The sequence below is a fragment of the Crossiella sp. NPDC003009 genome (genome assembly GCF_053591555.1).
Genome location: NZ_JBSFUA010000011.1, coordinates 1 through 18990, shown reverse-complemented (window position 1 = coordinate 18990; position 18990 = coordinate 1). Strand labels below are relative to the sequence as shown.

Sequence of the window (18990 nt, the reverse complement as noted above, 5' to 3'; positions counted from 1 at the left end):
CATCGGGTCAGCCGAGGGCCTGACTCTGCTCGCAAATTTGCGTACAGGTATACGTGGGGTCATGTCCAGCCCGAAGCACGCCATCCTGCCTGGGCGCAGTGTGGGCGGTGAGCTCCGCGCCCTGCGCAAACAGCGGGGGCTGACCTGCGTGCAGGTGGCCGCGGAGCTGGGCTGGCAGGCCTCCAAGATCTCCAGGATGGAGACTGGGAAACAGGGCGTGACCCCGGCCGACGCCGCCTCCATGCTGGCCATCTACCGGGTGGTCGGCGTGGAGCGGCAGCGGCTGCTCACCCTGGCCGAGCGGGCCGGCGAGGACGCCTGGTGGGAGTTGAGCGGGCCGCTGTCGGAGGAGGTCAGGACACTGATCCGGCTGGAGAACGAGGCCATCCGGATCGACAGCTGCCAGCCGCTGCTCATCCCCGGCCTGCTGCAGACCGCCGACTACACCAGGGCGCTGATGAAGGCCGCGGGCGTGCCGGAGGCCGATGTGGAGCCCAGGGTGGCGATCCGGATGGGCAGGCAGGCGGTGCTCAGCAGGGACATCCCGCCGGAGTACCACGCGATCATGGACGAGATGGCCCTGCGGCGGGTGCTGGGCAGCCCTCGGGTGATGGCCCGGCAGCTGCGGCAGCTGGTGGACACCGCGGAGCGGCCCTCGGTGACCTTGCAGGTGCTGCCCTTCGACCTGGGCGGGCATGCGGGGCTGGACGGGCCGTTCACCCTGCTGGACTTCGCCGCGCAGGGACCGGTGGCCTTCCTGGACCACAAGATCTCCGGGCTGTTCCTGGACAAGCCGGAGGAGCTGGCCTTCTTCCAGCACGAGGTGGACAAGCTCATCGAGGTCGCGCTCAGCCCGGCGCGGTCGGTGGAGTTCATCGCCGGTCTGGCCAAGCAGTACGAACAGGCGTGAAGGAGCACAGCGATGGACCGATCGGCGAGCGCGCGCTGGGCGCGGGCACGGTGGCGGCGCAGCAGCCGCAGCGGGACCGGCGCGGACTGCGTCGAGGTGGCCTGGGCGGACGGGCTGACCGGGGTGCGCGACTCCAAGCAGCCGGACGGGCCGGTGCTGGAGTTCGCCCCGGCCGCCTGGCTGGCCTTCCTCAGCTCGGCTCCCGCCACATCCCGAACAGCGTCGGGGCACCCGGCGGCAGGTCCAGCTTCTCGGTGACGGTGAAGCCGAAGCGCTCGTAGTAGCCGACGTTGTCCGGCACGCATTCCAGGTAGGCGGGCAGCCGGGTGCGGGTCAGCCGGGAGCGCAGCAGCGCGCCGCCGACGCCGGTGCGCTGCCGGTCCGGGTCGGCGGCCAGCAACGAGAGGTACCAGTGCGGCGTGCGCGGCCGGCCCGCGGCCAGCGCCCGGTCCACCGCGCGGCCGCGGTCGGCGAACTCGCGGAAGGTGCGCACGCCCATCGCGGCCAGGATGCCCGGCATCAGCAGCGCCTTGCCCCAGCGGCTGGTCCGCGGCGGGTCGGGCGGGGCCCACACGCCGCCGCCGAGCAGCCTGCCGTCGGTGTCCACCGCGACCTCCACCCCGCCGCCGGGCAGGTAGTGGCGGCGCAGCGCGTCGCCGGTCATCCGGCCGTGCACGCGGGCGCGGCTGGCCGGGTCCAGGTAGACCCAGCCGATGAACTCATCCGGCGCGAAGGCCCGCACCAGCAGGTCGGTCAGCGCGGGCAGGTCGGCGCGTTCGGCCGGACGGATGCGGAGCTCGGTCATCCGGCGGCCCGCTCGGCGCGCCAACGGTCGAGCAGCTTGGGCAGCTCGGTGGTCATGTGCGTCAGGAAGTCCTGGGTGACCAGCATCCGGTGCCCCGCCGGGGTGTCCGGGCCGAGCACGGCCACGCCCTCGGCGGCGACGGCCAGCAGGTCGGTCACCGCCCGGTTCTTGCGGGCCATGGTGTCGTACCAGAACAGCTCGCCGATCCGGAAGACGTCCCGGCGCTGGCCGGGCTCGCGGTCGCGGACGATCAGCCGCAGCTCGGTCAGGTAGCGCACCGCGCCGGAGACCGCGGCCGGGCTGATGTCCAGTCGCTGCGCGATCTCGGCCGCGGTGTGCGCGCCCTCGGGCGAGGCCATGATCAGCGCGAACACTCTGGCCGCCATCCGCTGCATGCCGCCCTCGGTCATCAGCAGGGCGAACCGCTCCACGAACCGGGCCACCGCCTCCTCGTCGCGGGGCCGTTCGGGCTCGATGTCGTTCATGACCCGGGTTTACCACACCCCCGCGTGCACAACTTTCTTTGCACAGGTATCTTTGCAACTATGACCGAGTCTCCCCGGGAGCTGACCGACCCAGCGGCGCTGAAGGCCTTCACGCACCCGCTGCGGCAGCGCATCCTGCGGGAGCTGCACCGCAACGGCCCGGCCACCGCGACCACCCTGGCCGCCGCGCTCGGGCAGAACACCGGGGCCACCAGCTACCACCTGCGCCAACTCGCCCGGCACGACTTCATCCGCGAGGACCCGGAGCTGGGCCACGGCAAGCAACGCTGGTGGCGGCCCACCGCCAAGGACATCCGCTTTCCCCGCGCCGCCGGGCAGCCGCCGGAGGTGCAGGCCCTGCTGGCCAAGCTCGCCGACGAGAGCCTGGCCGCCGACCTGGCCACCTACGCGCGCTTTGCCGAGCGCCGGGCCGAGTTCGGCGACTGGCGCGACGCGGTGCCCTACTCCAGGGGCGCGCTCACCCTGACCCAGGAGGAGCTGGGCCGGTTCTTCGCCGACTATCTCGACCTGCTCAACCGGTACCGGGAGCAGCACGACCCGGACGCCCCGAACTCCCGCCGCCTGCTGGTGCGCTGGGTTGCCTTCCCCGATCCAGGGGACGGCTGAGAAAGGAAGACCGGTGTCGCCGAGTTGCCGCTCGGCGACACCGGAGCAACGGAAGCACGCGCCATTTCCCGTGTACGCAACCTCCGCATGGAAAGGAGAGCACCCTGTGCTGCTCCGGATCAAGCTCGCCACGCTGCTCGCGGTCACCGCGACGCTCGCCTCATGCCCACCCTCAATGGCACAGCCTGGCCACGCCCAACCGTCATCGCGGTCCGAACAGGTCAGCTTCAGCCGGGACGGGCTGAACTTCCCGGCGCTCGTCACCTCCCCCGGCACGCCCGGCCGCCACCCGGCGGTGGTGCTGATCAGCGGGTCCGGGGCCAGCGATGCGAACACCATGCTGCCCGAGGCCCAGGCTTTCGCCAGGGCCGGGATCGTCGCGCTGACCTACCGCAAGCGCACCGAGGGCTACTCCAAGTTCCACCGGGACTACACCCAGCTCGCCGACGACGCCCTCGCCGGGCTCGCGCTGCTGCGGAACCGGCAGGATGTCGACCCGGCCCGGATCGGGGTGTTCGGCTTCTCCGAGGGCGGCTGGGTGGCCCCGCTGGCCGCGACCCGCTCGGCCGAGGTCAGGTTCCTGATCACGGTGGGCGCCAACGGGTTGACCCCGGCCCGGCAGGAGACCTGGGCGATCGCCAACCGGGCCCGCCGGCACGGCCTCCAGGGCTCGCTGAACCACTTCCTGCGCACCGCGATGCGGCAGGTCACCGAGGGCGGGGTGTTCCCGGAACCGTTCTACGACCCGGTGCCCACCCTGGCGAAGGTGACCGTGCCGGTGCTCGCGGTGTGGGGCGGCTACGACGTGCTCACCCCGCCCGGTGAGTCCCTGGAGATCTACCGGGACACCTTCGCGCGCACCGGGCACCGGCACCACACGCTCAAGACCTATCCGGACGGTCAGCACCGCGTCCTGGGCACCGACGACCGCGGCTTCACCAAGCGCGCGGACTACCAGCCGGGCTACCTGGACCTGTTGGGCGACTGGGTGAACAACACCGCCTTCAGCACCGCTGCGTCCACTGTGGACAGTCCGGCGAAGCAGGAGGCGCGCACCCTGCCGAGGGAGCCCCTGTCCTGGTGGGAGGCGGGCTGGCTCCAGCTGGCCGCGCTGGCCCTGATGCTGGTGGCCTTCCTCGGCTACGGGATCGGCGCGCTGCGACGGAAGCGGTCGGTGCCCCCGGCGCGCTGGCTGGCCGGGCTGGGTGGCGTGGCGCTGCTGGGCGCGCTCGGCTACTTCGGATTCCTGTTCAGCAGCAACGCCTCCGTGGTCGGCGGTCCGATCATCCTCGGCCGCCCGCTGCCCTATCTGGTGCTGCAACTGCTGTGGCTGGCCACCGTGGTGGCCGGGGTGCGCACCGCGCTGGCCTGGCGGCGGGAGCGGGCGGAGGTCACCGCGCGGGTGCGGCTGCCGCTGCTGCTGGCCGGTGCCGCGGTGCTGGTGCCCTTCGGCCTGTACTGGGGCCTGCTGCTGCCCTGATCCACAACCGCTGAACGGCGCTACCCCGGTCCGGCACCGCATGTTAGGAACTGACTGTTCCTGCGGCAAGGTTGCCAACAGGTAACCACGCCGTGCCGTCCCCCACCACGGCAGGTGTCCATGACCGGAATCCCGTTACGCACGCTCATAGTCGGCGGCGCCGCCCTGGTGGCGGCGCTGTCGAGCGCCCCGGCCGCGCTGGCCGACTCCTCCCGCTGCACCGCCGACGCCGCCTGCGCGGGCAAGGCCGCGTTCAAGTCCCTCGGCGAGGTCTTCACCGTCACCGACCAGGTCGGCGACGGCCACTCCGCGGTGCTGCTCTACTGGCTGCCCGACGGCACCGGCCCGCACCTGGTGTGGAACGCCAAGGGCAAGGGCACCAGCGTCACCGCGAACCTGGAACTGGCCGAGGGCAGCTGGGTGCACTACCGGGTCTGCCTCGGCGAGCACGGCACCAAGGACGTGCTGGAGAGCACCTGCGGCGCCACCGTCACCGACCGAGCCTGACCAGGAGGATCCCGATGTCGCTGAACCGTCGCCTGTTCCTGGTCACCGGCCTGGCCACCACCACAGCCCTGGCCGCCCCCGCCACCGTGCTCGGCCTCTCCGACGCCCCCGCCCGCCGCCTCGCGCCGCTGGCCGACCCGTTCACCCTCGGCGTCGGCTCCGGGGAACCGCGCCCGGACGGCATGGTGCTGTGGACCCGTCTCGCGCAGAACCCCCTCGACCCCGACGGCGGCATGGGCGCCGCGGCGGTGGAGGTGGAGTGGCAGGTGGCCACCGACGCGGCGATGACCGCGATCGTGGCCACCGGCAAGGAGACCGCGGTGGCCGCCGAGGGCCACAGCGTGCACGCCGAACCCCGCGGCCTGCAGCCCGGCCGGGAGTACTTCTACCGGTTCAAGGCCGGCGCCGCCCTCTCCCCCGTCGGCCGCACCCGCACCGCGCCCGCGGCCGGGACCGAGCCGGCCAAGCTGACCTTCTCCTTCGCCTCCTGCGCGCACTTCGAGGAGGGCTGGTATCACGCCTACCGCTACCTGGCCGCCGACCGGCCGGACCTGGTGCTCTTCCTCGGCGACTACATGTACGAGAAGCCCTCCGGGCAGGCCACCAAGGTGCGCGGCTACACCGACTTCGACGAGACCGACACCCTGGGCGAGTACCGCATCCGCTACGCCCAGCACCGCCTCGATCCGATGCTGCGGGCCGCGCACGCCGCCGCGCCCTGGCTGGTGGTCTTCGACGACCACGAGCTGCGCAACAACTGGGCCGGTGGCCACACCGAACCCGCCGCGGCCCGCAGGCAGGCTTCGTTCCAGGCGTTCTGGGAGAACATGCCGCTGCCCAAGGCGATGAAACCGGCCAGCGGCAAGATCAACCTCTATCGCGGGGTGGCCTGGGGCTCGCTGGCCCGCTTCCACCTGATGGACACCCGCCAGCACCGCTGGCTGCAAGCCCCCGCCGGGTCCTGCGCGGAGATCACCAAGGAGGCGCGCACCCTCACCGGCGCCGCCCAGGAGAAGTGGCTCCTGGACCGGCTCGCGGTGAAGGAATCGCGCTGGGACATCCTGGGCCAGCAGGTCTTCTTCGCCCAGCGCGACACCGACGGCGCGGCCGGCACCTGCGACGTCTCCACCGACGCCTGGGACGGCTACCGGCGCAACCGGGAGCGGATCACCCAGGGCTGGATCGACCGCGGCGTGCGCAACCCGGTGGTGCTCACCGGCGATGTGCACCGGGCCTGGGCGAACAACCTGCGGCTGAACTACTTCCAGCACAGCTCGCCGGTCGTGGGCGCGGAGCTGGTCACCACCTCGATCACCTCGCACAGCTCCACCACCCCGCCCGCCGGGTTGGCCAAGAACCCGCACCTGAACTACGTCGGGCACACCCGCGGCTACGTGCGGGCCACGCTCACCCCGGCGCAGCTGACCGCGGAGTTCATGCAGGTGTCCTCGGTGCTGGAGAAGGATCCGGCCAAGGTGACGCTGTCGGTGGCCGGCAAGTTCGCGGTGCTGGACGGCAAACCCGGGGTGCGGCGGCTCTGACGAAGTACCGTGGGGGGCATGGCACAGCTTGGTGAACTGTTCCCCAGCCGCAAGCTCGGCAAGGTGACCTCCGATGAGGACGGCACCGGCGAGAAGTTCGAGCGCGGCCCCCTGGACCTGGACTCCGGTGTCGTGCGGTTCGGCCGCCCCGCCCAGCGCAAGGCGGCCGAACCCACGGACGAGCAGGACTAGGCCGGGCGCTGTCCGATGACGACGGTGGCTCCAGCCTCCTCGTCCTCGGCGATCTCCGGCACCAGCCCGCAGCCGGCGAACATGTCAGCGGTGTGCGGGGCCTGCCGGGCGCTGGTCTCCACCAGCAGGTGACCGCCGGGAGCCAGCCAGTCCCGCGCCCCCGCGGCGACCCTGCGCTGCACGTCCAGGCCGTCCGGTCCGCCGTCCAGGGCCACCCACGGCTCGTGCAGCCTGGCTTCGGCCGGCAGCAGGCCGATGGCCTCGGTGGGCACGTAGGGCGCGTTGGCCACCAGCACGTCGATCCGGCCGCGCAGGTCGGCGGGCAACGGTTCGTACAGGTCGCCCTGGTGCACCTGGCCGAGGACGTTGCGGCGGGCGCAGCGCACCGCGGCCGGGTCGATGTCGGCGGCGTGCAGCTCCACCTCGCCCAGCTCGACCTCGATGGCCGCGCCCAGCGCGCCGGAGCCGCAGCACAGGTCGAGCACCACCGCGCCGGGTTTGGCCAGCGCGACCGCGCGGCTGACCAGGAACTCGGTGCGGCGGCGGGGCACGAACACGCCGGGGTCGACCGCGATGCGCAGGCCGTGGAACTCCGCCCAGCCGAGCACGTGCTCCAGGGGTTCGCCGGAGATCCGGCGCAGCACCATGGCCTCGGTCGCGGCCGGGAGCGGGGCGGTGGCCAGGATCAGCCGGGCCTCGTCCTCGGCGAAGACGCAGCCGGCGGCCCGCAGGCGGGCGGTGATGGTGGTGAAGACAGACAGGGTCGTCATGGAACGCGCCTTCCGGAATGCCGAGTAGGGGCGCTCGGGATCGACGCGGTCAGGCGAACCGCGGGTCCGGGTGGCGAGAGCACCCCGCTGCACAAGCGGTAATGGGTCCCACCTCCTCGGCCGATCCGATGTTCCGGCCGCTCACGCTACACCAGGAGACCAAGGCGCCCGGGCCGGGTCGGTGACCAGCAGCGGGTTGTCCCCGGCCAGTTCGGCCAGCACCGCGGCCGTGCCGCCGGCGCGCATCCGGGCCTGTTCGGCCGGGGTCACCCCGACGGCCTGCAGGAACAGCACCTTCCCGTTCGGCGTGGCCAGCTCGCCCAGCTCCGGGTCGACAACCAGGGTGAAGGTGGTGAGCCCGGTGGGCGGGGCGTCGGGCAGGGCAGGGTGGCCGGTGACGGGGCGGCGCAGGTCCAGGCGGTGGCCGGGTTCCAGCAGCAGCAGGCGGGTGTTCACCTGCCGGGCCAGGTGGTGCACGATGTCGAACGGCCAGCCCGGCGCCTCGGGTTCGGGGCCGCGGCGCACCCGCAGGGTCAGCTCGAAGCCCCAGCCGGAGAACTCCGGGTCCTCCTCGGGGCCCGCCTCGTGCAGTTCGCTGAGGCCGTAGCTGATGTAGTGCCAGTGCCCGGCGGCCGGGTAGGCCACGCAGCAGGCCAGCGCGCCACCGGACGGGAAGCCGACCCTGCGGGGCTGGCCGCCGGGGTAGAGCGCGGCCAGCGCGGCGTCGATCGCGTCCTGGCCGGGCGCCGGGCACTGGGTCATCGGACCACCTGGGTCATCGGGGCATCATGCCCGTTCAGCCGTGCGCACGCAGGAAGCCGCGCGCGGCCTCGGCGAAGGCGGCCGGATCGTCGTCGTGGAGCCAGTGCCCGCACCCGGCCAGCTCCACCAGTTCCACCCCCGGCCGCACCATCTCCTTGGCCAGCGCGGCCGGCAGCATCGGGCTGTGTTCGCCGCGCAGCAACAGGGTCGGGCAGGTGACGGCCAGCCAGTCGGCCCAGTGGTCACCGAGCCCGCCGCGCTGGGTGGCGGCCAGGTCGGCGTAGTCGAAGCAGAGCCGCCAGCCCTGCGCGGTCTCGACGGCGCTGGCCATGAAGTAGTCCAGCACCGGCACCCGACGGGCGATCTGTGCCCGTAGTGCTTCCTCGGAATCGGTCAGCAGGGGCCAGCCGGTGAGGTCGAGCTCGGGGTGTTCGATCTCCGGGGTGCGCATCACCGCGCCGAAGTCCGCCACCAGCAGCGCGCGCACCAGCTCGGGATGGCGGGCGGCGAGCTGGTAGGCGTTGAGGCCGCCCAGGGAGTGGCCCAGCACCGGCAGCGGCCCGAGGTCCAGGTGCCGCAGGAAGGCCGCGGCGTCGGCGACGAACTCCGCGCGGCCGAAGTCGCCGCCGTGCTCGCTGCGCCCGTGCCCGCGCTGGTCCAGGGCGAGCACCCGGTGCTCCGGCGCCAGGTCGGCGGCCAGCCGGGCGAACTGGCTGCCGCGCCCGAAACTGCCGTGCAGCACCAGGATCGGCGCTCCCGCACCGCCGAAGTCGACCCAGCCGAACCGCCGCCCGTTGAGCTCCACAGTGGACTCGATCACGCCTGGCCTCCCGGCAGCAGGGTGCACAGGCCGCGGATCACGTTGCGGCGGAAGGAGACGAACTCGTGCCCGCCGGGGGCCTCGAAGTAGTCGGCCTGGTTTCCCTTGGCGCGCAACACGGTCCGGAAGTGCCGGTTGGCCGCGCGCGGGTCGACGCCGGGGATCCACGGCACGTTCCCGGCTTCCAGCACACCGCAGTCCAGCCAGAACCGGACCGGCACCCGAGGGGACTCGGCGTACTGGCGGGTGAGCCACTCGGGTTCGCCGTCCTTGCCGCCGAGCACGGCCGCGACCGGGTGGTCGGCGTAGCCCCACCAGAAGGAACCGGAGCTGGAGAGCACGTTGCCGTAGACCTCGGGCCGGTGCAGCGCGGTGAACGCGGCGGCCAGCCCGGTGAGGCTGTTCCCGGCCAGCACGGTGCGCGCGGGGTCGGTGGTGACGTCGAACTCGGCCAGCAGCGGCGGCAGCTCCTCGGCCAGCATCGTGGTCAGCGCCGGGTTGCAGGTGCTCTCCCGGATCCGCGCGCCCGGCCGGTCGGCCACCTCGGGGGTGTGCACGAAGGCGACCACCACCGGCGCGAGGGTGCCGTCGGCGATCCGGTTGTCCAGCGCGGTCGGCAGGTCGGCCACCCTGGTCCAGCACTCGCCGTCCAGCATGACCACCAGCGGGAACGGCCCCTGCCCACTCGGCGGCCGGTAGACGGTGACCTGGCGTTCGTTGCCCAGCGCCGCCGAGGCCAGCCGCCGCTCGACGAGGGTCCCGGCCGGTGCGCCCGCGGGGGTGAACCAGGGCGCGGGCTCGGTCTCAGGCAGTTCCAGGATCGAGTCCCACTGGTGTTCCGGCAGGTCGAGGCGGCCGGCGATGATGCCGGTCTGCGGGTAGATCCGCTGGGGGTTGAACGGGTCGGCCCGCCAGCAGTCGACCTGGCGGCGCAGCGCCTCGAAGGCGTCGGCGATCAGGTCTCCACCGGCGGGTTCGTCCACGATGTACTGGTAGCTGCTGGTGACATCGGCGCGCACCACGGTGGAGCGGTGCCAGATGTCGGTGCCCGGCAGGCGTTCCAGGGCGTGCGAGGGCGCGAGGTGGTCGGCGAAGAGCTGCCCCGCCCTGATCGAGACCCGCTCGGCTTCCCCGAGCCAGACGAAGGTGACCAGCACCGATCCGGGGTTCTCGGGCGCGGGTTCGACCAGCGGGCCGCCCGCGGTCCTGAGGTGTTCGGCGAGCGCGGCCGGGTCGCCGGCGAGCGCGGCGAGGGCGGGGCTGGTGATCGTCACGGCGACCTACCTTCGACCACCGCGCCCCGCCGCGCAACCGGGTTAGGTCGTGTGTGGTGGATCTTGTGCGTGAGCGCCGGAGTCCAGATCGTCCCTGGTGGTGCCGCCGGAACGGCCTCGTACCGGGTTGTACGTGGCCGTTCCGGCGGTGCCGCCAGGGACGACCTGGGCCCGGCGATCGCGTGCAAGATCCACCACACACGACCTATCGACGCTTGCGGGCAGGCTTGGCGGGGCTGCCCACGTACTCCGCGAGGTGCTCGCCGGTCAGCGTGGAGCGGGCGGCGACCAGCTCGGCCGGGGTGCCCTCGAAGACGATCCGGCCGCCGTCGTGGCCCGCGCCGGGACCGAGGTCGATGATCCAGTCCGCGTGCGCCATGACCGCCTGGTGGTGCTCGATCACGATCACCGACTTGCCCGAGTCGACCAGCCGGTCCAGCAGGGCGAGCAGCTGGGCCACATCGGCCAGGTGCAGGCCGGTGGTGGGCTCGTCCAGGATGTAGACCCCGCCCTTGTCAGCCATGTGCGTGGCCAGCTTGAGCCGCTGCCGCTCGCCGCCGGAGAGGGTGGTCAGCGGCTGCCCGAGGGTGAGGTAGCCGAGGCCGACCTCGGCCAGCCGCTCCAGGATGGCGTGCGCGGCCGGGGTGTGCGCTTCGCCGGAGCCGAAGAACTCCAGCGCCTCGGTCACCGGCATGGCCAGCACCTCGCTGATGTCGCGGCCACCGAGGTGGTAGTCCAGCACCACCGCGTCGAACCGCTTGCCCTCGCACTGCTCGCAGGTGGTCGCGATGCTGGCCATGATGCCCAGGTCGGTGTAGGTGACCCCGGCGCCGTTGCAGGTGGGGCAGGCGCCCTCGGAGTTGGCGCTGAACAGCGCGGGCTTGACCCCGTTGGCCTTGGCGAAGGCCTTGCGGATCGGTTCCAGCAGCCCGGTGTAGGTGGCCGGGTTGCTGCGCCGGGACCCGCGGATGGGGGCCTGGTCGACCGAGACCACCCCGGCGTCGGCGGGCAGCGAGCCGTGCAGCAGCGAGCTCTTGCCCGAACCGGCCACGCCGGTGACCACGCACAGCACGCCCAGGGGCACGTCGACGTCGACGTCCTGGAGGTTGTGCTTGTTCGCGCCGCGGATCTCCAGCTTGCCGGTGGCCGCGCGCACGGTGTCCTTGAGCTGGGCGCGGTCGTCGAGGTGGCGGCCGGTGACGGTGCCGCTGGCCCGCAGCCCCGCCACGGTGCCCTCGTAGCAGATGGTGCCGCCGGCCGCGCCCGCGCCGGGGCCGAGGTCGACCACGTGTTCGGCGATCGCGATGGTCTCCGGCTTGTGCTCCACCACCAGCACGGTGTTGCCCTTGTCCCGCAACCGCAGCAGCAGCTCGTTCATCCGCTGGATGTCATGCGGGTGCAGGCCGATGGTGGGCTCGTCGAAGACGTAGGTGACGTCGGTGAGCGAGGAGCCCAGGTGCCGGATCATCTTGACCCGCTGGGCCTCGCCGCCGGAGAGCGTGGCCGAGGGCCGGTCCAGGGACAGGTAGCCCAGGCCGATCTCGGCGAAGGCGTCCAGGTTGGCGCGCAGCTTGGTAAGCAGCGGCGCCACCGAGGGCTCGTCCAGCTTGCCCACCCACTCGGCCAGGTCGCTGATCTGCATCGCGCAGGCCTCGGCGATGTTCACGCCCTGGATCCGGGAGGACCGCGCCGCCTCGCTGAGCCGGGTGCCCTCGCACTCGGGGCAGGTGGTGAAGGTGACCGCCCGGTCCACGAAGGCCCGGATGTGCGGCTGCATCGACTCCCGGTCCTTGGACAGGAAGGACTTCTGGATCTTCGGGATCAGGCCCTCATAGGTGAAGTTGCCGCCGTCGATCTTGATCCGGGTCGCGTCCTTGTACAGGAAGTCCTGGAGCTCCTTCTTGGTGTACTTGCGGATCGGCTTGTCCGGGTCGACAAAACCGGACTCGGCGTAGATCCGCACCGTCCAGTGGCTGTCGGACTTCCACCCCGGGATGGTGAAGGCGCCCTCGGCGATGGACTTGGTGTCGTCGTAGAGCTGGGTGAGGTCGATGTCGTTGACCTTGCCCTTGCCCTCGCAGCGCGGGCACATGCCGCCGGTGATGCTGAACTCCCTGCGCTCCTTGACCTTCTGGCCGCCCTTGGTCAGGGTGACCGCGCCCGCGCCGCTGATGGAGGCGACGTTGAAGGAGAAGGCCTGCGGGGAGCCGATGTGCGGGGTGCCGATCCGGCTGAACAGAATGCGCAGCATCGCGTTGGCGTCGGTCGCGGTGCCCACCGTGGAGCGGATGTCCCCGCCCATCCGTTGCTGGTCCACGATGATCGCGGTGGTCAGCCCGTCCAGCACGTCGACCTCGGGCCGGGCCAGGCTCGGCATGAACCCCTGCACGAAGGTGCTGTAGGTCTCGTTGATCAGCCGCTGGGACTCCGCGGCCACGGTGTCGAAGACCAGCGAGCTCTTGCCGGAGCCGGAGACGCCGGTGAAGACCGTCAGCCTGCGCTTGGGCAGCTCGATGCTGACGTCCTTGAGGTTGTTCACCCGCGCGCCGTGCACCCGGATCATGTCGTGGGTGTCGGCGGCGTGCGGGGCGGCGGTCCGCGTGGTCTTCTTCGGGGCCGTGCTCATCGTCTCTCCATCTGCTGACACGCCGGCCGGCTGGGCCGTCCTGCTTGCTCGGGGTGGGTGCGGGGTGGGGCTCAGCCGACCTGCTGGACGCGGATCATGTTGCCCGCGGGGTCCCGGATGGCGAAGTCGCGCACGCCGTAGGGCTGGTCGGTGGGCTCCTGCACCACCTCGGTGTCCCCGGCCTGCAGCTTCTCGAAGGCGCTGTCCACGTCGGCGCTGGCCAGCACCAGGCTTGCGTAGGTGCCCTTGGCCATCATCTCGGTGATGGTCTGGCGCTCGGCCTCGGTGACGCCGGGGTCGGCGCCGGGCGGGTAGAGCACGATGGAGGTGCCGGGCTGGCCGGGCGGGCCGACGGTGAGCCAGCGCAGCCCGTTGTAGCCGACGTCGTTGCGGACCTCGAAGCCGAGGGCGTCCCGGTAGAAGGCCAGGCTGGCCTCGGGGTCGGTGTGCGGCAGGAAGCTCGCGTGGATGGTGAAGGTCATGGCGGTCACGCTAGTTGCGCTCGAACACCGGCGCTTCTCGATTCCTGATCGGTCTGGTCACCTGGTTGACCACGCAGGATGGCAGTCCGGCGGGTCCGGCGGCCTGCTGCCGGTAGACGCTGGGCGGCACGCCGACCAGCTCGGTGAAGCGGGTGCTGAAGGTGCCGAGGGACTGGCAGCCGACGGTGAAGCAGACCTCGGTGACGCTGAGGTCGCCGCGGCGCAGCAGCGCCATCGCGCGCTCGATCCGCCGGGTCATCAGGTAGGAGTAGGGCGACTCGCCGTAGGCCCGCCGGAACTCCCGGCTGAGGTGCCCGGCGGACATGTTCACCCCGCGGGCGAGGGCCTCCACGTTGAGCGGCCGGGCGTGCTCGCGGTCGATCCGGTCGCGTACGCGGCGCAGCAGCGCGAGGTCGCGCAGGTGCTGCGCCGCGGCGTCGGGCTTGCTGCTCACAGGCCAGATCGTGCCACGTCAGGGCGGTAAAGTCCGCTCAAGCGCGCCAGCTCGTGCCACCCGGGATTCCGCCGATGGCGTAACCGGTCCCGGGCGCGCGGCCCGAGCCCTACCGTGGCCGCATGCAGTCACCGATCACCGGCACCGCCGCCGGCGTGCCGTTCACCGCCCTGCCCCCGGCCGGACAGGGCCCCGCGCCGCTGATCGTCAGCTGGCACATGCTGGACGCGCCGCGTTCGGACGCCGCCTTCGCCGCCGCGCTCCCCATGCACGGCCTGCCCGCGTGGCGGGTGCACCTGGGCATGCCGATGTGCGGGGCGCGCATGGTCGACGGCTCCATGGACGCGGGCCTGGCGCTGGTGCGGCAGGACCCGCTGATGTCCTTCCTGTACCCGTTCGTGCGACAGGCTTTCGAGGAGTTCCCGGCCGCGCTGGCCGCCATCCGCGAGCAGCTGCCGGTGGCCGATGGCCCGATCGGCGTGCTCGGTGGCTCACTGGGCGGGGCGGTCGCGCTGCGGGTCCTCGCGGACAGCGACGTCCCGGTCTTCGCCGCGGCCCTGGTCAACGCCGCCATCCACCTGCGCTCGGTGGTGGACCTGTTCCCTGGTGACTACCCCTACGACGCGGAGTCCACCGCGGCCGTGGACAGCCTGGACTTCCTCGCCAAGGCCGGCCGGCTCGCCGGTCGCGCGCCGCTGCTGGTGGTCAGCGGCGAGCTGGACCACCCCGCGCTGCGCGCCGACGCGATCCGCCTGGCCGAGGAGCTGGGCGAGCAGGCCGAGCTGGCCTCGATCCCCGGGCTGGCGCACCCGCTGGCCGAGGAGCCCGGCATCGAGCCCGCCCCGCAGCTGCCACTGACCCGCGAGGTGGACCGCGTGCTGACCGAGTGGTTTGGCAGGCGCCTCAGCTGAGCCCGGCCAGGAACGCCAGCCCGGCCTGCTCGTCGCGCGGGTTGCCGATCCGCCGGAACTCCGCCACCGCCCGCTCCCCCAGCTCGACCGCGCGCGCGGTCTGGCCGAGGGCGGACCGCACCTCGGCGTGCTCCAGCACCGCGCGGGCGGCCAGCATCCGGGAGTCCATCAGGTGCAGGCTCTGCTGCACGGACTCCATCACCGGCAGCGCCTCCTCGGCCCGGCCCAGCGCGCGCAGCGCCTGGGAGAGCCGCAGCCTGATCTCATCCGCCACGCCGCCGACCGCCCCGCTCTGTTCCAGCAGGGCTTCCTGGTGGCAGCTGAGGGCTTCGGTGAGCCTGCCCGCCTTGCGGTGCAGCACGCCGAGGACGTTGAGGGCGAAGGCCCGCATCCGGTAGTCGTGCGCGCCCACCAGCCGCCTCCGCACCTCGTGGGCCACGGCGTGCGCCTCGGCGTCGTGCCCGGCCTCGGCCAGCACGTCGGCCAGGAAGACCCGCATGGCGGTGGCGCTGTGCCAGGCGTCGCCGCCGGCGGAGACCGCCAGGGCCTGGCGGAGGTAGGCGATGGCGGGTTCGAGCCTGCCCTGTTCCCAGTGCGCCGAGGCCAGCCCGGCCAGGAAGGCGGCCCGGTCGCCGGGCTCGGAGTCCAGGGTCAGGCCCAGCTCGGAGACCCGGACCAGCTCGTCCAGCTCGCCGGTGCCCCACCGGCCGACCACCAGCACGTAGACCGCGGCGACCTGGCCCTTGTTGTCCCCCAGCTCGGCGCACTCGGCGAGCAGCGCCTCGACCTGGCCGAAGACCTCGGGCCAGTTGCCCCGGTAGCCCTCCAGCAGCAGCAGGTTGGCCTTGGCCACCCGCCGGGTCGAGCCGGTGCCGAGGTCGCGGGCGCGGGTGAGCGGCTCGGTGGCCTGGTTGTGCTGGCCGAGGGTCACCAGCACCTCGCCGTGGATGAGCGCGAGCTTGGCCTCGGCTTCCTGGTCGCCGTCCTTGGCCGCGGCGTGGCAGCCGGCCTCGCAGACGGTGGCGATGGCGCCGGAAAGCCCGTGCCGCAACAGGTCCGGCAGCATCGCCGTGACCAGCCGGTGGCAGGCGCCGTGCGGTCCCTGTGCGGCGGCCTGTTCGACGGTGGCCAGCAGCACCGCGCGTTCGGCGGCCAGCCACTCCGGTGCGGCGGTGGCCGCGGTGGTGGCGTAGTGCTCGGTGAGCGCGGCCAGGGCGGCCGGTCCGCCGGTGTCCTCGGCGGCCAGTTCGGCGGCGTAGAGGCGCAGCAGGTCGTGGCAGCTGTGCCGGCCGTCCTCGCTGGTGAGCAACCCGGCGGAGGTGAGCTCGGCGAGCAGCTCGGTGGCCTCTTCCCCGCAGAGCGCGGTGGCGGCGGGGGTGGTGATGTCCGGGCCGGGGACCAGGCCGCAGAGCCGGAACAGGCGCCGCGCGGCCGGGCTGAGGCGCTGGTAGGACTGGTCGAACACGGCGCGCACGGCGGCCTCGGGGTCGCCGGGGATGGACAGTTCGGAGAGCCGGTCGCTGACCCGGAGCCGGGCCATGTGCACGGGCAGGTCGGCCCCGTCCAGGGCGTTGACGGCGGCGATGCGCAGTGCCAGGGGCAGGCGGCCGCACAGGTCCAGCAGTTCGGCGGCGGCCTCCGGGTGGGCGGCGACCTGGTCGCCGAGCAGGCTGGTGAGCAGGTCGAGGCCGGCCGGGGTGTCGAGCACGCCGACCGGGCAGGTGTGCGCGCCGGGCAGGCGCAGCTCGGCGCGGCTGGTGGCCAGCACGGCGCAGTCGCCCAGGTCGGGCAGCAGAGCGGCTTCGGTGAGGTTGTCCAGCAGCACCAGCAGCCGTCGGCCCGCGGTGACCTGGCGCGGCAACGCGGTCAGCTCGGTAGTTCCACTGGGCAGCTCAGCCGGGGCAGGCCGAGCGCGCGCAGCAGCCTGGCCGGCAGTTCGGCCGGGTCGGTGAGCGCGCCGGTGGTGTAGCCGCGCAGGTTGACGTGCAGCTGCCCGTCGGGGAACCGGCCGCGCAGCCGGTGCGCCAGGTGCACGGCCAGCGCGGTCTTGCCGATGCCGGGCGGCCCGGACAGCAGCACCCGCGCGCCGGGCCACAGCACGCGGTCCAGCTCGGCGAGCAGGTCGGCGCGGCCGACGAAGGCGGCGATGTCGCCGGGCAGCTGGTTCACCGGCCGCCACGGCGCGGCCGTCGCGCTGTCACCGGTGAGGATGGCCTGGTAGGCCGCCCGCAGCGCGGGTTCCGGCTCGGCGCCAAGCTCCTCGGCCAGCAGGGTGCGGGCCCGCTGGTAGACGGTGAGCGCCTCGCCCTGGCGGTCGCCGTGGCGCAGGGCCAGCATGAGCAGCCGCCAGAAGTCCTCGTGCAGCGGGTGCCGGGCGGTGAGCACCTGGAGCTCGGCGACCAGTTCGCTGTGCGCGCCCGCGGCCAGGTCCAGCTCGATCCGGCGTCGCAGGGCGGCCAGGCGTTCCCGTTCCAGCCGGGGCACCTCGTGCTCGTGCAGCTGCCCGGCAGGCACGCCTTGCAGCGCGGGACCGCGCCAGAGCGCCAGTGCCTCGTGCAGCCGCTGCCGCAGCCCTGGTCCCTCGGCCACCAGGGCGCGGAAGCGGTGCACGTCCACGGTCTCCGGCGGCACGGCCAGCCGGTAGCCGGTGGGTTCGGTGCGCAGCAGGCCGTCGCCGAGCTGCCGCCGCAGCCGGGAGACGTAGGTCTGCACGGTCGCCTTGGCCTGCTCGCCCGCGCCGTCCGGCCACAGCTCGCGGACCAGGTCGGCCACCGGGACGGTGCGGCCGGCCCGCAGTAGCAGGCTGGCCAGCACGATCCGGTGCTTGGCCGCGCCGATCTCGACCTCCCGCCCGCCGATGACCACCTGGAGCGGGCCGAGCAGGCGGAAGTCGAGATCGGGCACGACAGCTAGAGTGCCACGCCCAGCAGCGCGTCCACCGCCGCCCGCACCAGCGCAGGCGCCTCAGCGTCGCCACCGGCCCGCCGTTCCAGGGCCGCCGCCGCCCAGGCGTCCACCGCGGCGAGCGCGCGGGGGGTGTCCAGGTCATCGGCGAGGTGGTCGCGCAGCCGGTCCACCAGTGCCTGCCCGTCGGGCCCGGCGTCCAGGGCGACCGCGGCCCGCCAGGTGTCCAGCCGCTGCTGCGCGGCCTGGAGCAGGCCGTCGCTCCACGGCCGGTCCGCCCGGTAGTGGTCGGCGAGCAGCCCAAGGCGCACGGCCATGGAGTCGACCTTGTCCGCGCGCAGCCGGGAGACGAAGACCAGGTTGCCGCGGGACTTGGACATCTTCTCCCCGTCCAGCCCGATCATCCCGGCGTGGCTGTAGTGCCGGGCGAAGGGCTGGAACCCGGTCAGCGCCTCGGCGTGCGCCGCGCTGTACTCGTGGTGCGGGAACACCAGGTCCGACCCGCCGCCCTGCACGTCAGGGCCCGCGCCGAGCCGGTTGAGCGCGATCACCGAACACTCGATGTGCCAGCCAGGCCGCCCGCGCCCAAACTCGGAGTCCCAGGCCGGTTCGCCCGGCCGCTCCAGCCGCCACAGCAGCGCGTCCAGCGGATGCCGCTTGCCGGGCCGCTCCGGGTCGCCGCCGCGTTCGGCGAAGTAGCCGAGCATGGTCGCCTCGTCGTAGTTGGACTCGTAGCCGAAGCGGCCGGTGGCGTTGTGGTCGAAGTAGACGTCCGGGAACTCGGCATCGTCGACCCGGTAGGCCGCGCCGGAGGCGAGCAGCTTGGCGATGGCCTCGGTGATCTCCGGGATGGCCTCCACCGCGCCCACGTAGTCCCGCGGCGGCAGCACCCGCAGCGCCTCCATGTCCTCCCGGAACAGCGCGGTCTCCCGCATCCCGAGCACCACCCAGTCGTCCTGGTCGCGGGCGGCGCGCTCCAGCAGCGGGTCGTCGATGTCGGTGACGTTCTGCACGTAGTGCACGGTGTGCCCGTTGTCCAGCCACAGCCGGTGCACCAGGTCGAAGGCCAGGTAGGTGGCGGCGTGCCCGAGGTGGGTGGCGTCGTAGGGGGTGATGCCGCAGACGTAGAGCCGGGCCGTGTCACCCGGGGTCGTCGGCCGGACCTCCGCGGCGGCGGTGTCGTAGAGCCGCAGGGGACGGGGGGTGCCGGGGAGCCGGGGTACCGGAGTTGACGACCAGGTCTGCATTCCTCAGACGATAATCAACAGCCGCGCATGAGTCACAGCCCACAGCGCGATCTCGTGATCCTCCCAACATGAGGGAATGAGCTGGTCAGGACTGTGACATTGGCGCGCTCCGCGCGCGGGATTTTTTCGCTCCTGAGTCGTGCGTTCGTGACCCAGACACACGCGAAGCAAGCTTCGGAGTGTCTGGGTCACG

20 protein-coding genes are annotated in these 18990 nt (G+C 72.8%); 8 read left to right on the top strand and 12 right to left on the bottom strand.

Going from position 1 to position 18990, the window contains the following annotated elements; all coding sequences use genetic code 11:
• The first annotated feature begins 61 nt into the window (after positions 1-61).
• Together ACWDY5_RS14525 and ACWDY5_RS14520 are read left to right on the top strand one after the other, a co-directional pair.
• The gene (locus ACWDY5_RS14525; protein ID WP_449722691.1) at positions 62-910 is read left to right on the top strand and encodes a helix-turn-helix domain-containing protein; all 849 of its coding nucleotides are present in this window, start codon (positions 62-64) and stop codon (positions 908-910) included.
• A gap of 12 nt (positions 911-922) precedes the next feature.
• A complete protein-coding gene (locus ACWDY5_RS14520; protein ID WP_449722690.1) occupies positions 923-1168 on the top strand; it encodes a DUF397 domain-containing protein in 246 nt (81 codons plus the stop codon).
• On the opposite strand, the gene ACWDY5_RS14515 is transcribed toward ACWDY5_RS14520, so the two are convergent.
• Both ACWDY5_RS14515 and ACWDY5_RS14510 read right to left on the bottom strand, forming a co-directional pair.
• Positions 1101-1715 (bottom strand): GNAT family N-acetyltransferase, encoded by a 615-nt coding sequence (locus ACWDY5_RS14515; RefSeq protein WP_449722689.1) that lies wholly within the window; start codon positions 1713-1715, stop codon positions 1101-1103. The two genes, ACWDY5_RS14520 and ACWDY5_RS14515, sit on opposite strands and share 68 nt — an antisense overlap.
• Positions 1712-2200, bottom strand: coding sequence for a GbsR/MarR family transcriptional regulator (locus tag ACWDY5_RS14510; protein ID WP_449722688.1), 489 nt, complete (start codon positions 2198-2200; stop codon positions 1712-1714). The genes ACWDY5_RS14515 and ACWDY5_RS14510 overlap by 4 nt, the downstream gene beginning before the upstream one ends.
• A gap of 60 nt (positions 2201-2260) precedes the next feature.
• Here ACWDY5_RS14510 and ACWDY5_RS14505 point away from each other — a divergent pair, with 60 nt between their 5' ends.
• The 5 genes from ACWDY5_RS14505 to ACWDY5_RS14485 all read left to right on the top strand — a co-directional run bounded on the left by ACWDY5_RS14505 (position 2261) and on the right by ACWDY5_RS14485 (position 6547).
• Positions 2261-2827 carry a helix-turn-helix domain-containing protein gene (locus ACWDY5_RS14505; RefSeq protein ID WP_449722687.1) on the top strand — a complete coding sequence of 189 codons (567 nt, stop codon included), beginning with the start codon at positions 2261-2263 and terminating at the stop codon, positions 2825-2827.
• 106 nt (positions 2828-2933) lie between these two features.
• Positions 2934-4307 (top strand): prolyl oligopeptidase family serine peptidase, encoded by a 1374-nt coding sequence (locus ACWDY5_RS14500; protein WP_449722686.1) that lies wholly within the window; start codon positions 2934-2936, stop codon positions 4305-4307.
• A gap of 120 nt (positions 4308-4427) precedes the next feature.
• Positions 4428-4814 (top strand): hypothetical protein, encoded by a 387-nt coding sequence (locus ACWDY5_RS14495; protein WP_449722685.1) that lies wholly within the window; start codon positions 4428-4430, stop codon positions 4812-4814.
• 14 nt (positions 4815-4828) lie between these two features.
• Positions 4829-6355, top strand: coding sequence for an alkaline phosphatase D family protein (locus ACWDY5_RS14490; RefSeq protein WP_449722684.1), 1527 nt, complete (start codon positions 4829-4831; stop codon positions 6353-6355).
• A gap of 18 nt (positions 6356-6373) precedes the next feature.
• On the top strand, positions 6374-6547 hold the full coding sequence (locus ACWDY5_RS14485; RefSeq protein ID WP_283658875.1) for a hypothetical protein: 174 nt from the start codon (positions 6374-6376) through the stop codon (positions 6545-6547).
• Here ACWDY5_RS14485 and ACWDY5_RS14480 read toward each other — a convergent pair.
• The 7 genes from ACWDY5_RS14480 to ACWDY5_RS14450 form a co-directional block, all read right to left on the bottom strand.
• Positions 6544-7317, bottom strand: a complete 774-nt coding sequence (locus ACWDY5_RS14480; RefSeq protein ID WP_449722683.1) for a putative protein N(5)-glutamine methyltransferase — start codon at positions 7315-7317, stop codon at positions 6544-6546. The genes ACWDY5_RS14485 and ACWDY5_RS14480 overlap by 4 nt on opposite strands.
• A gap of 141 nt (positions 7318-7458) precedes the next feature.
• Complete coding sequence (locus ACWDY5_RS14475; protein WP_449722682.1) at positions 7459-8079, bottom strand: suppressor of fused domain protein; 621 nt, start codon at positions 8077-8079, stop codon at positions 7459-7461.
• Between the two features lie 34 nt (positions 8080-8113).
• On the bottom strand, positions 8114-8899 hold the full coding sequence (locus ACWDY5_RS14470; RefSeq protein WP_449722681.1) for an alpha/beta fold hydrolase: 786 nt from the start codon (positions 8897-8899) through the stop codon (positions 8114-8116).
• Positions 8896-10173, bottom strand: coding sequence for an alpha/beta hydrolase (locus tag ACWDY5_RS14465; RefSeq protein WP_449722680.1), 1278 nt, complete (start codon positions 10171-10173; stop codon positions 8896-8898). Before ACWDY5_RS14465 ends, ACWDY5_RS14470 begins: the two co-directional genes overlap by 4 nt.
• Before the next feature lie 205 nt (positions 10174-10378).
• Positions 10379-12799, bottom strand: a complete 2421-nt coding sequence (locus tag ACWDY5_RS14460) for an ATP-binding cassette domain-containing protein (RefSeq protein WP_449722679.1) — start codon at positions 12797-12799, stop codon at positions 10379-10381.
• A 71-nt stretch (positions 12800-12870) separates the two neighbouring features.
• Positions 12871-13281 carry a VOC family protein gene (locus tag ACWDY5_RS14455; protein ID WP_449722678.1) on the bottom strand — a complete coding sequence of 137 codons (411 nt, stop codon included), beginning with the start codon at positions 13279-13281 and terminating at the stop codon, positions 12871-12873.
• Positions 13282-13291: 10 nt separating this feature from the next.
• Positions 13292-13735: a helix-turn-helix transcriptional regulator gene (locus ACWDY5_RS14450; RefSeq protein ID WP_449722677.1), complete on the bottom strand. Its 444-nt coding sequence runs from the start codon at positions 13733-13735 to the stop codon at positions 13292-13294.
• 122 nt (positions 13736-13857) lie between these two features.
• On the opposite strand from ACWDY5_RS14450, the gene ACWDY5_RS14445 reads away from it, so the two are divergent.
• Entirely contained in the window at positions 13858-14646 is a 789-nt protein-coding gene (locus ACWDY5_RS14445) for an alpha/beta hydrolase family protein (protein ID WP_449722676.1), read from the top strand.
• Here the strand turns inward: ACWDY5_RS14445 and ACWDY5_RS14440 are convergent.
• The 3 genes from ACWDY5_RS14440 to mshC are packed head-to-tail and all read right to left on the bottom strand — an operon-like array spanning position 14639 to position 18797.
• Complete coding sequence (locus ACWDY5_RS14440; RefSeq protein WP_449722675.1) at positions 14639-16507, bottom strand: tetratricopeptide repeat protein; 1869 nt, start codon at positions 16505-16507, stop codon at positions 14639-14641. The two genes, ACWDY5_RS14445 and ACWDY5_RS14440, sit on opposite strands and share 8 nt — an antisense overlap.
• A 5-nt stretch (positions 16508-16512) precedes the next feature.
• A complete protein-coding gene (locus tag ACWDY5_RS14435; RefSeq protein ID WP_449722674.1) occupies positions 16513-17550 on the bottom strand; it encodes a BTAD domain-containing putative transcriptional regulator in 1038 nt (345 codons plus the stop codon).
• A 5-nt stretch (positions 17551-17555) separates the two neighbouring features.
• The gene (gene mshC / locus ACWDY5_RS14430) at positions 17556-18797 is read right to left on the bottom strand and encodes a cysteine--1-D-myo-inosityl 2-amino-2-deoxy-alpha-D-glucopyranoside ligase (RefSeq protein ID WP_449722673.1); all 1242 of its coding nucleotides are present in this window, start codon (positions 18795-18797) and stop codon (positions 17556-17558) included.
• Positions 18798-18990 lie beyond the last annotated feature (193 nt).

What these genes read in the sequence shown, in the direction of transcription:
- ACWDY5_RS14525 (WP_449722691.1), top strand. Translation starts at nt 62, where the DNA reads ATGTCCAGCCCGAAGCACGCCATCCTGCCTGGGCGCAGTGTGGGCGGT.
- ACWDY5_RS14520 (WP_449722690.1), top strand. Translation starts at nt 923, where the DNA reads ATGGACCGATCGGCGAGCGCGCGCTGGGCGCGGGCACGGTGGCGGCGC.
- ACWDY5_RS14515 (WP_449722689.1), bottom strand. Translation starts at nt 1,715, where the DNA reads ATGACCGAGCTCCGCATCCGTCCGGCCGAACGCGCCGACCTGCCCGCG.
- ACWDY5_RS14510 (WP_449722688.1), bottom strand. Translation starts at nt 2,200, where the DNA reads ATGAACGACATCGAGCCCGAACGGCCCCGCGACGAGGAGGCGGTGGCC.
- ACWDY5_RS14505 (WP_449722687.1), top strand. Translation starts at nt 2,261, where the DNA reads ATGACCGAGTCTCCCCGGGAGCTGACCGACCCAGCGGCGCTGAAGGCC.
- ACWDY5_RS14495 (WP_449722685.1), top strand. Translation starts at nt 4,428, where the DNA reads ATGACCGGAATCCCGTTACGCACGCTCATAGTCGGCGGCGCCGCCCTG.
- ACWDY5_RS14490 (WP_449722684.1), top strand. Translation starts at nt 4,829, where the DNA reads ATGTCGCTGAACCGTCGCCTGTTCCTGGTCACCGGCCTGGCCACCACC.
- ACWDY5_RS14485 (WP_283658875.1), top strand. Translation starts at nt 6,374, where the DNA reads ATGGCACAGCTTGGTGAACTGTTCCCCAGCCGCAAGCTCGGCAAGGTG.
- ACWDY5_RS14480 (WP_449722683.1), bottom strand. Translation starts at nt 7,317, where the DNA reads ATGACGACCCTGTCTGTCTTCACCACCATCACCGCCCGCCTGCGGGCC.
- ACWDY5_RS14475 (WP_449722682.1), bottom strand. Translation starts at nt 8,079, where the DNA reads ATGACCCAGTGCCCGGCGCCCGGCCAGGACGCGATCGACGCCGCGCTG.
- ACWDY5_RS14460 (WP_449722679.1), bottom strand. Translation starts at nt 12,799, where the DNA reads ATGAGCACGGCCCCGAAGAAGACCACGCGGACCGCCGCCCCGCACGCC.
- ACWDY5_RS14455 (WP_449722678.1), bottom strand. Translation starts at nt 13,281, where the DNA reads ATGACCTTCACCATCCACGCGAGCTTCCTGCCGCACACCGACCCCGAG.
- ACWDY5_RS14445 (WP_449722676.1), top strand. Translation starts at nt 13,858, where the DNA reads ATGCAGTCACCGATCACCGGCACCGCCGCCGGCGTGCCGTTCACCGCC.
- mshC (WP_449722673.1), bottom strand. Translation starts at nt 18,797, where the DNA reads ATGCAGACCTGGTCGTCAACTCCGGTACCCCGGCTCCCCGGCACCCCC.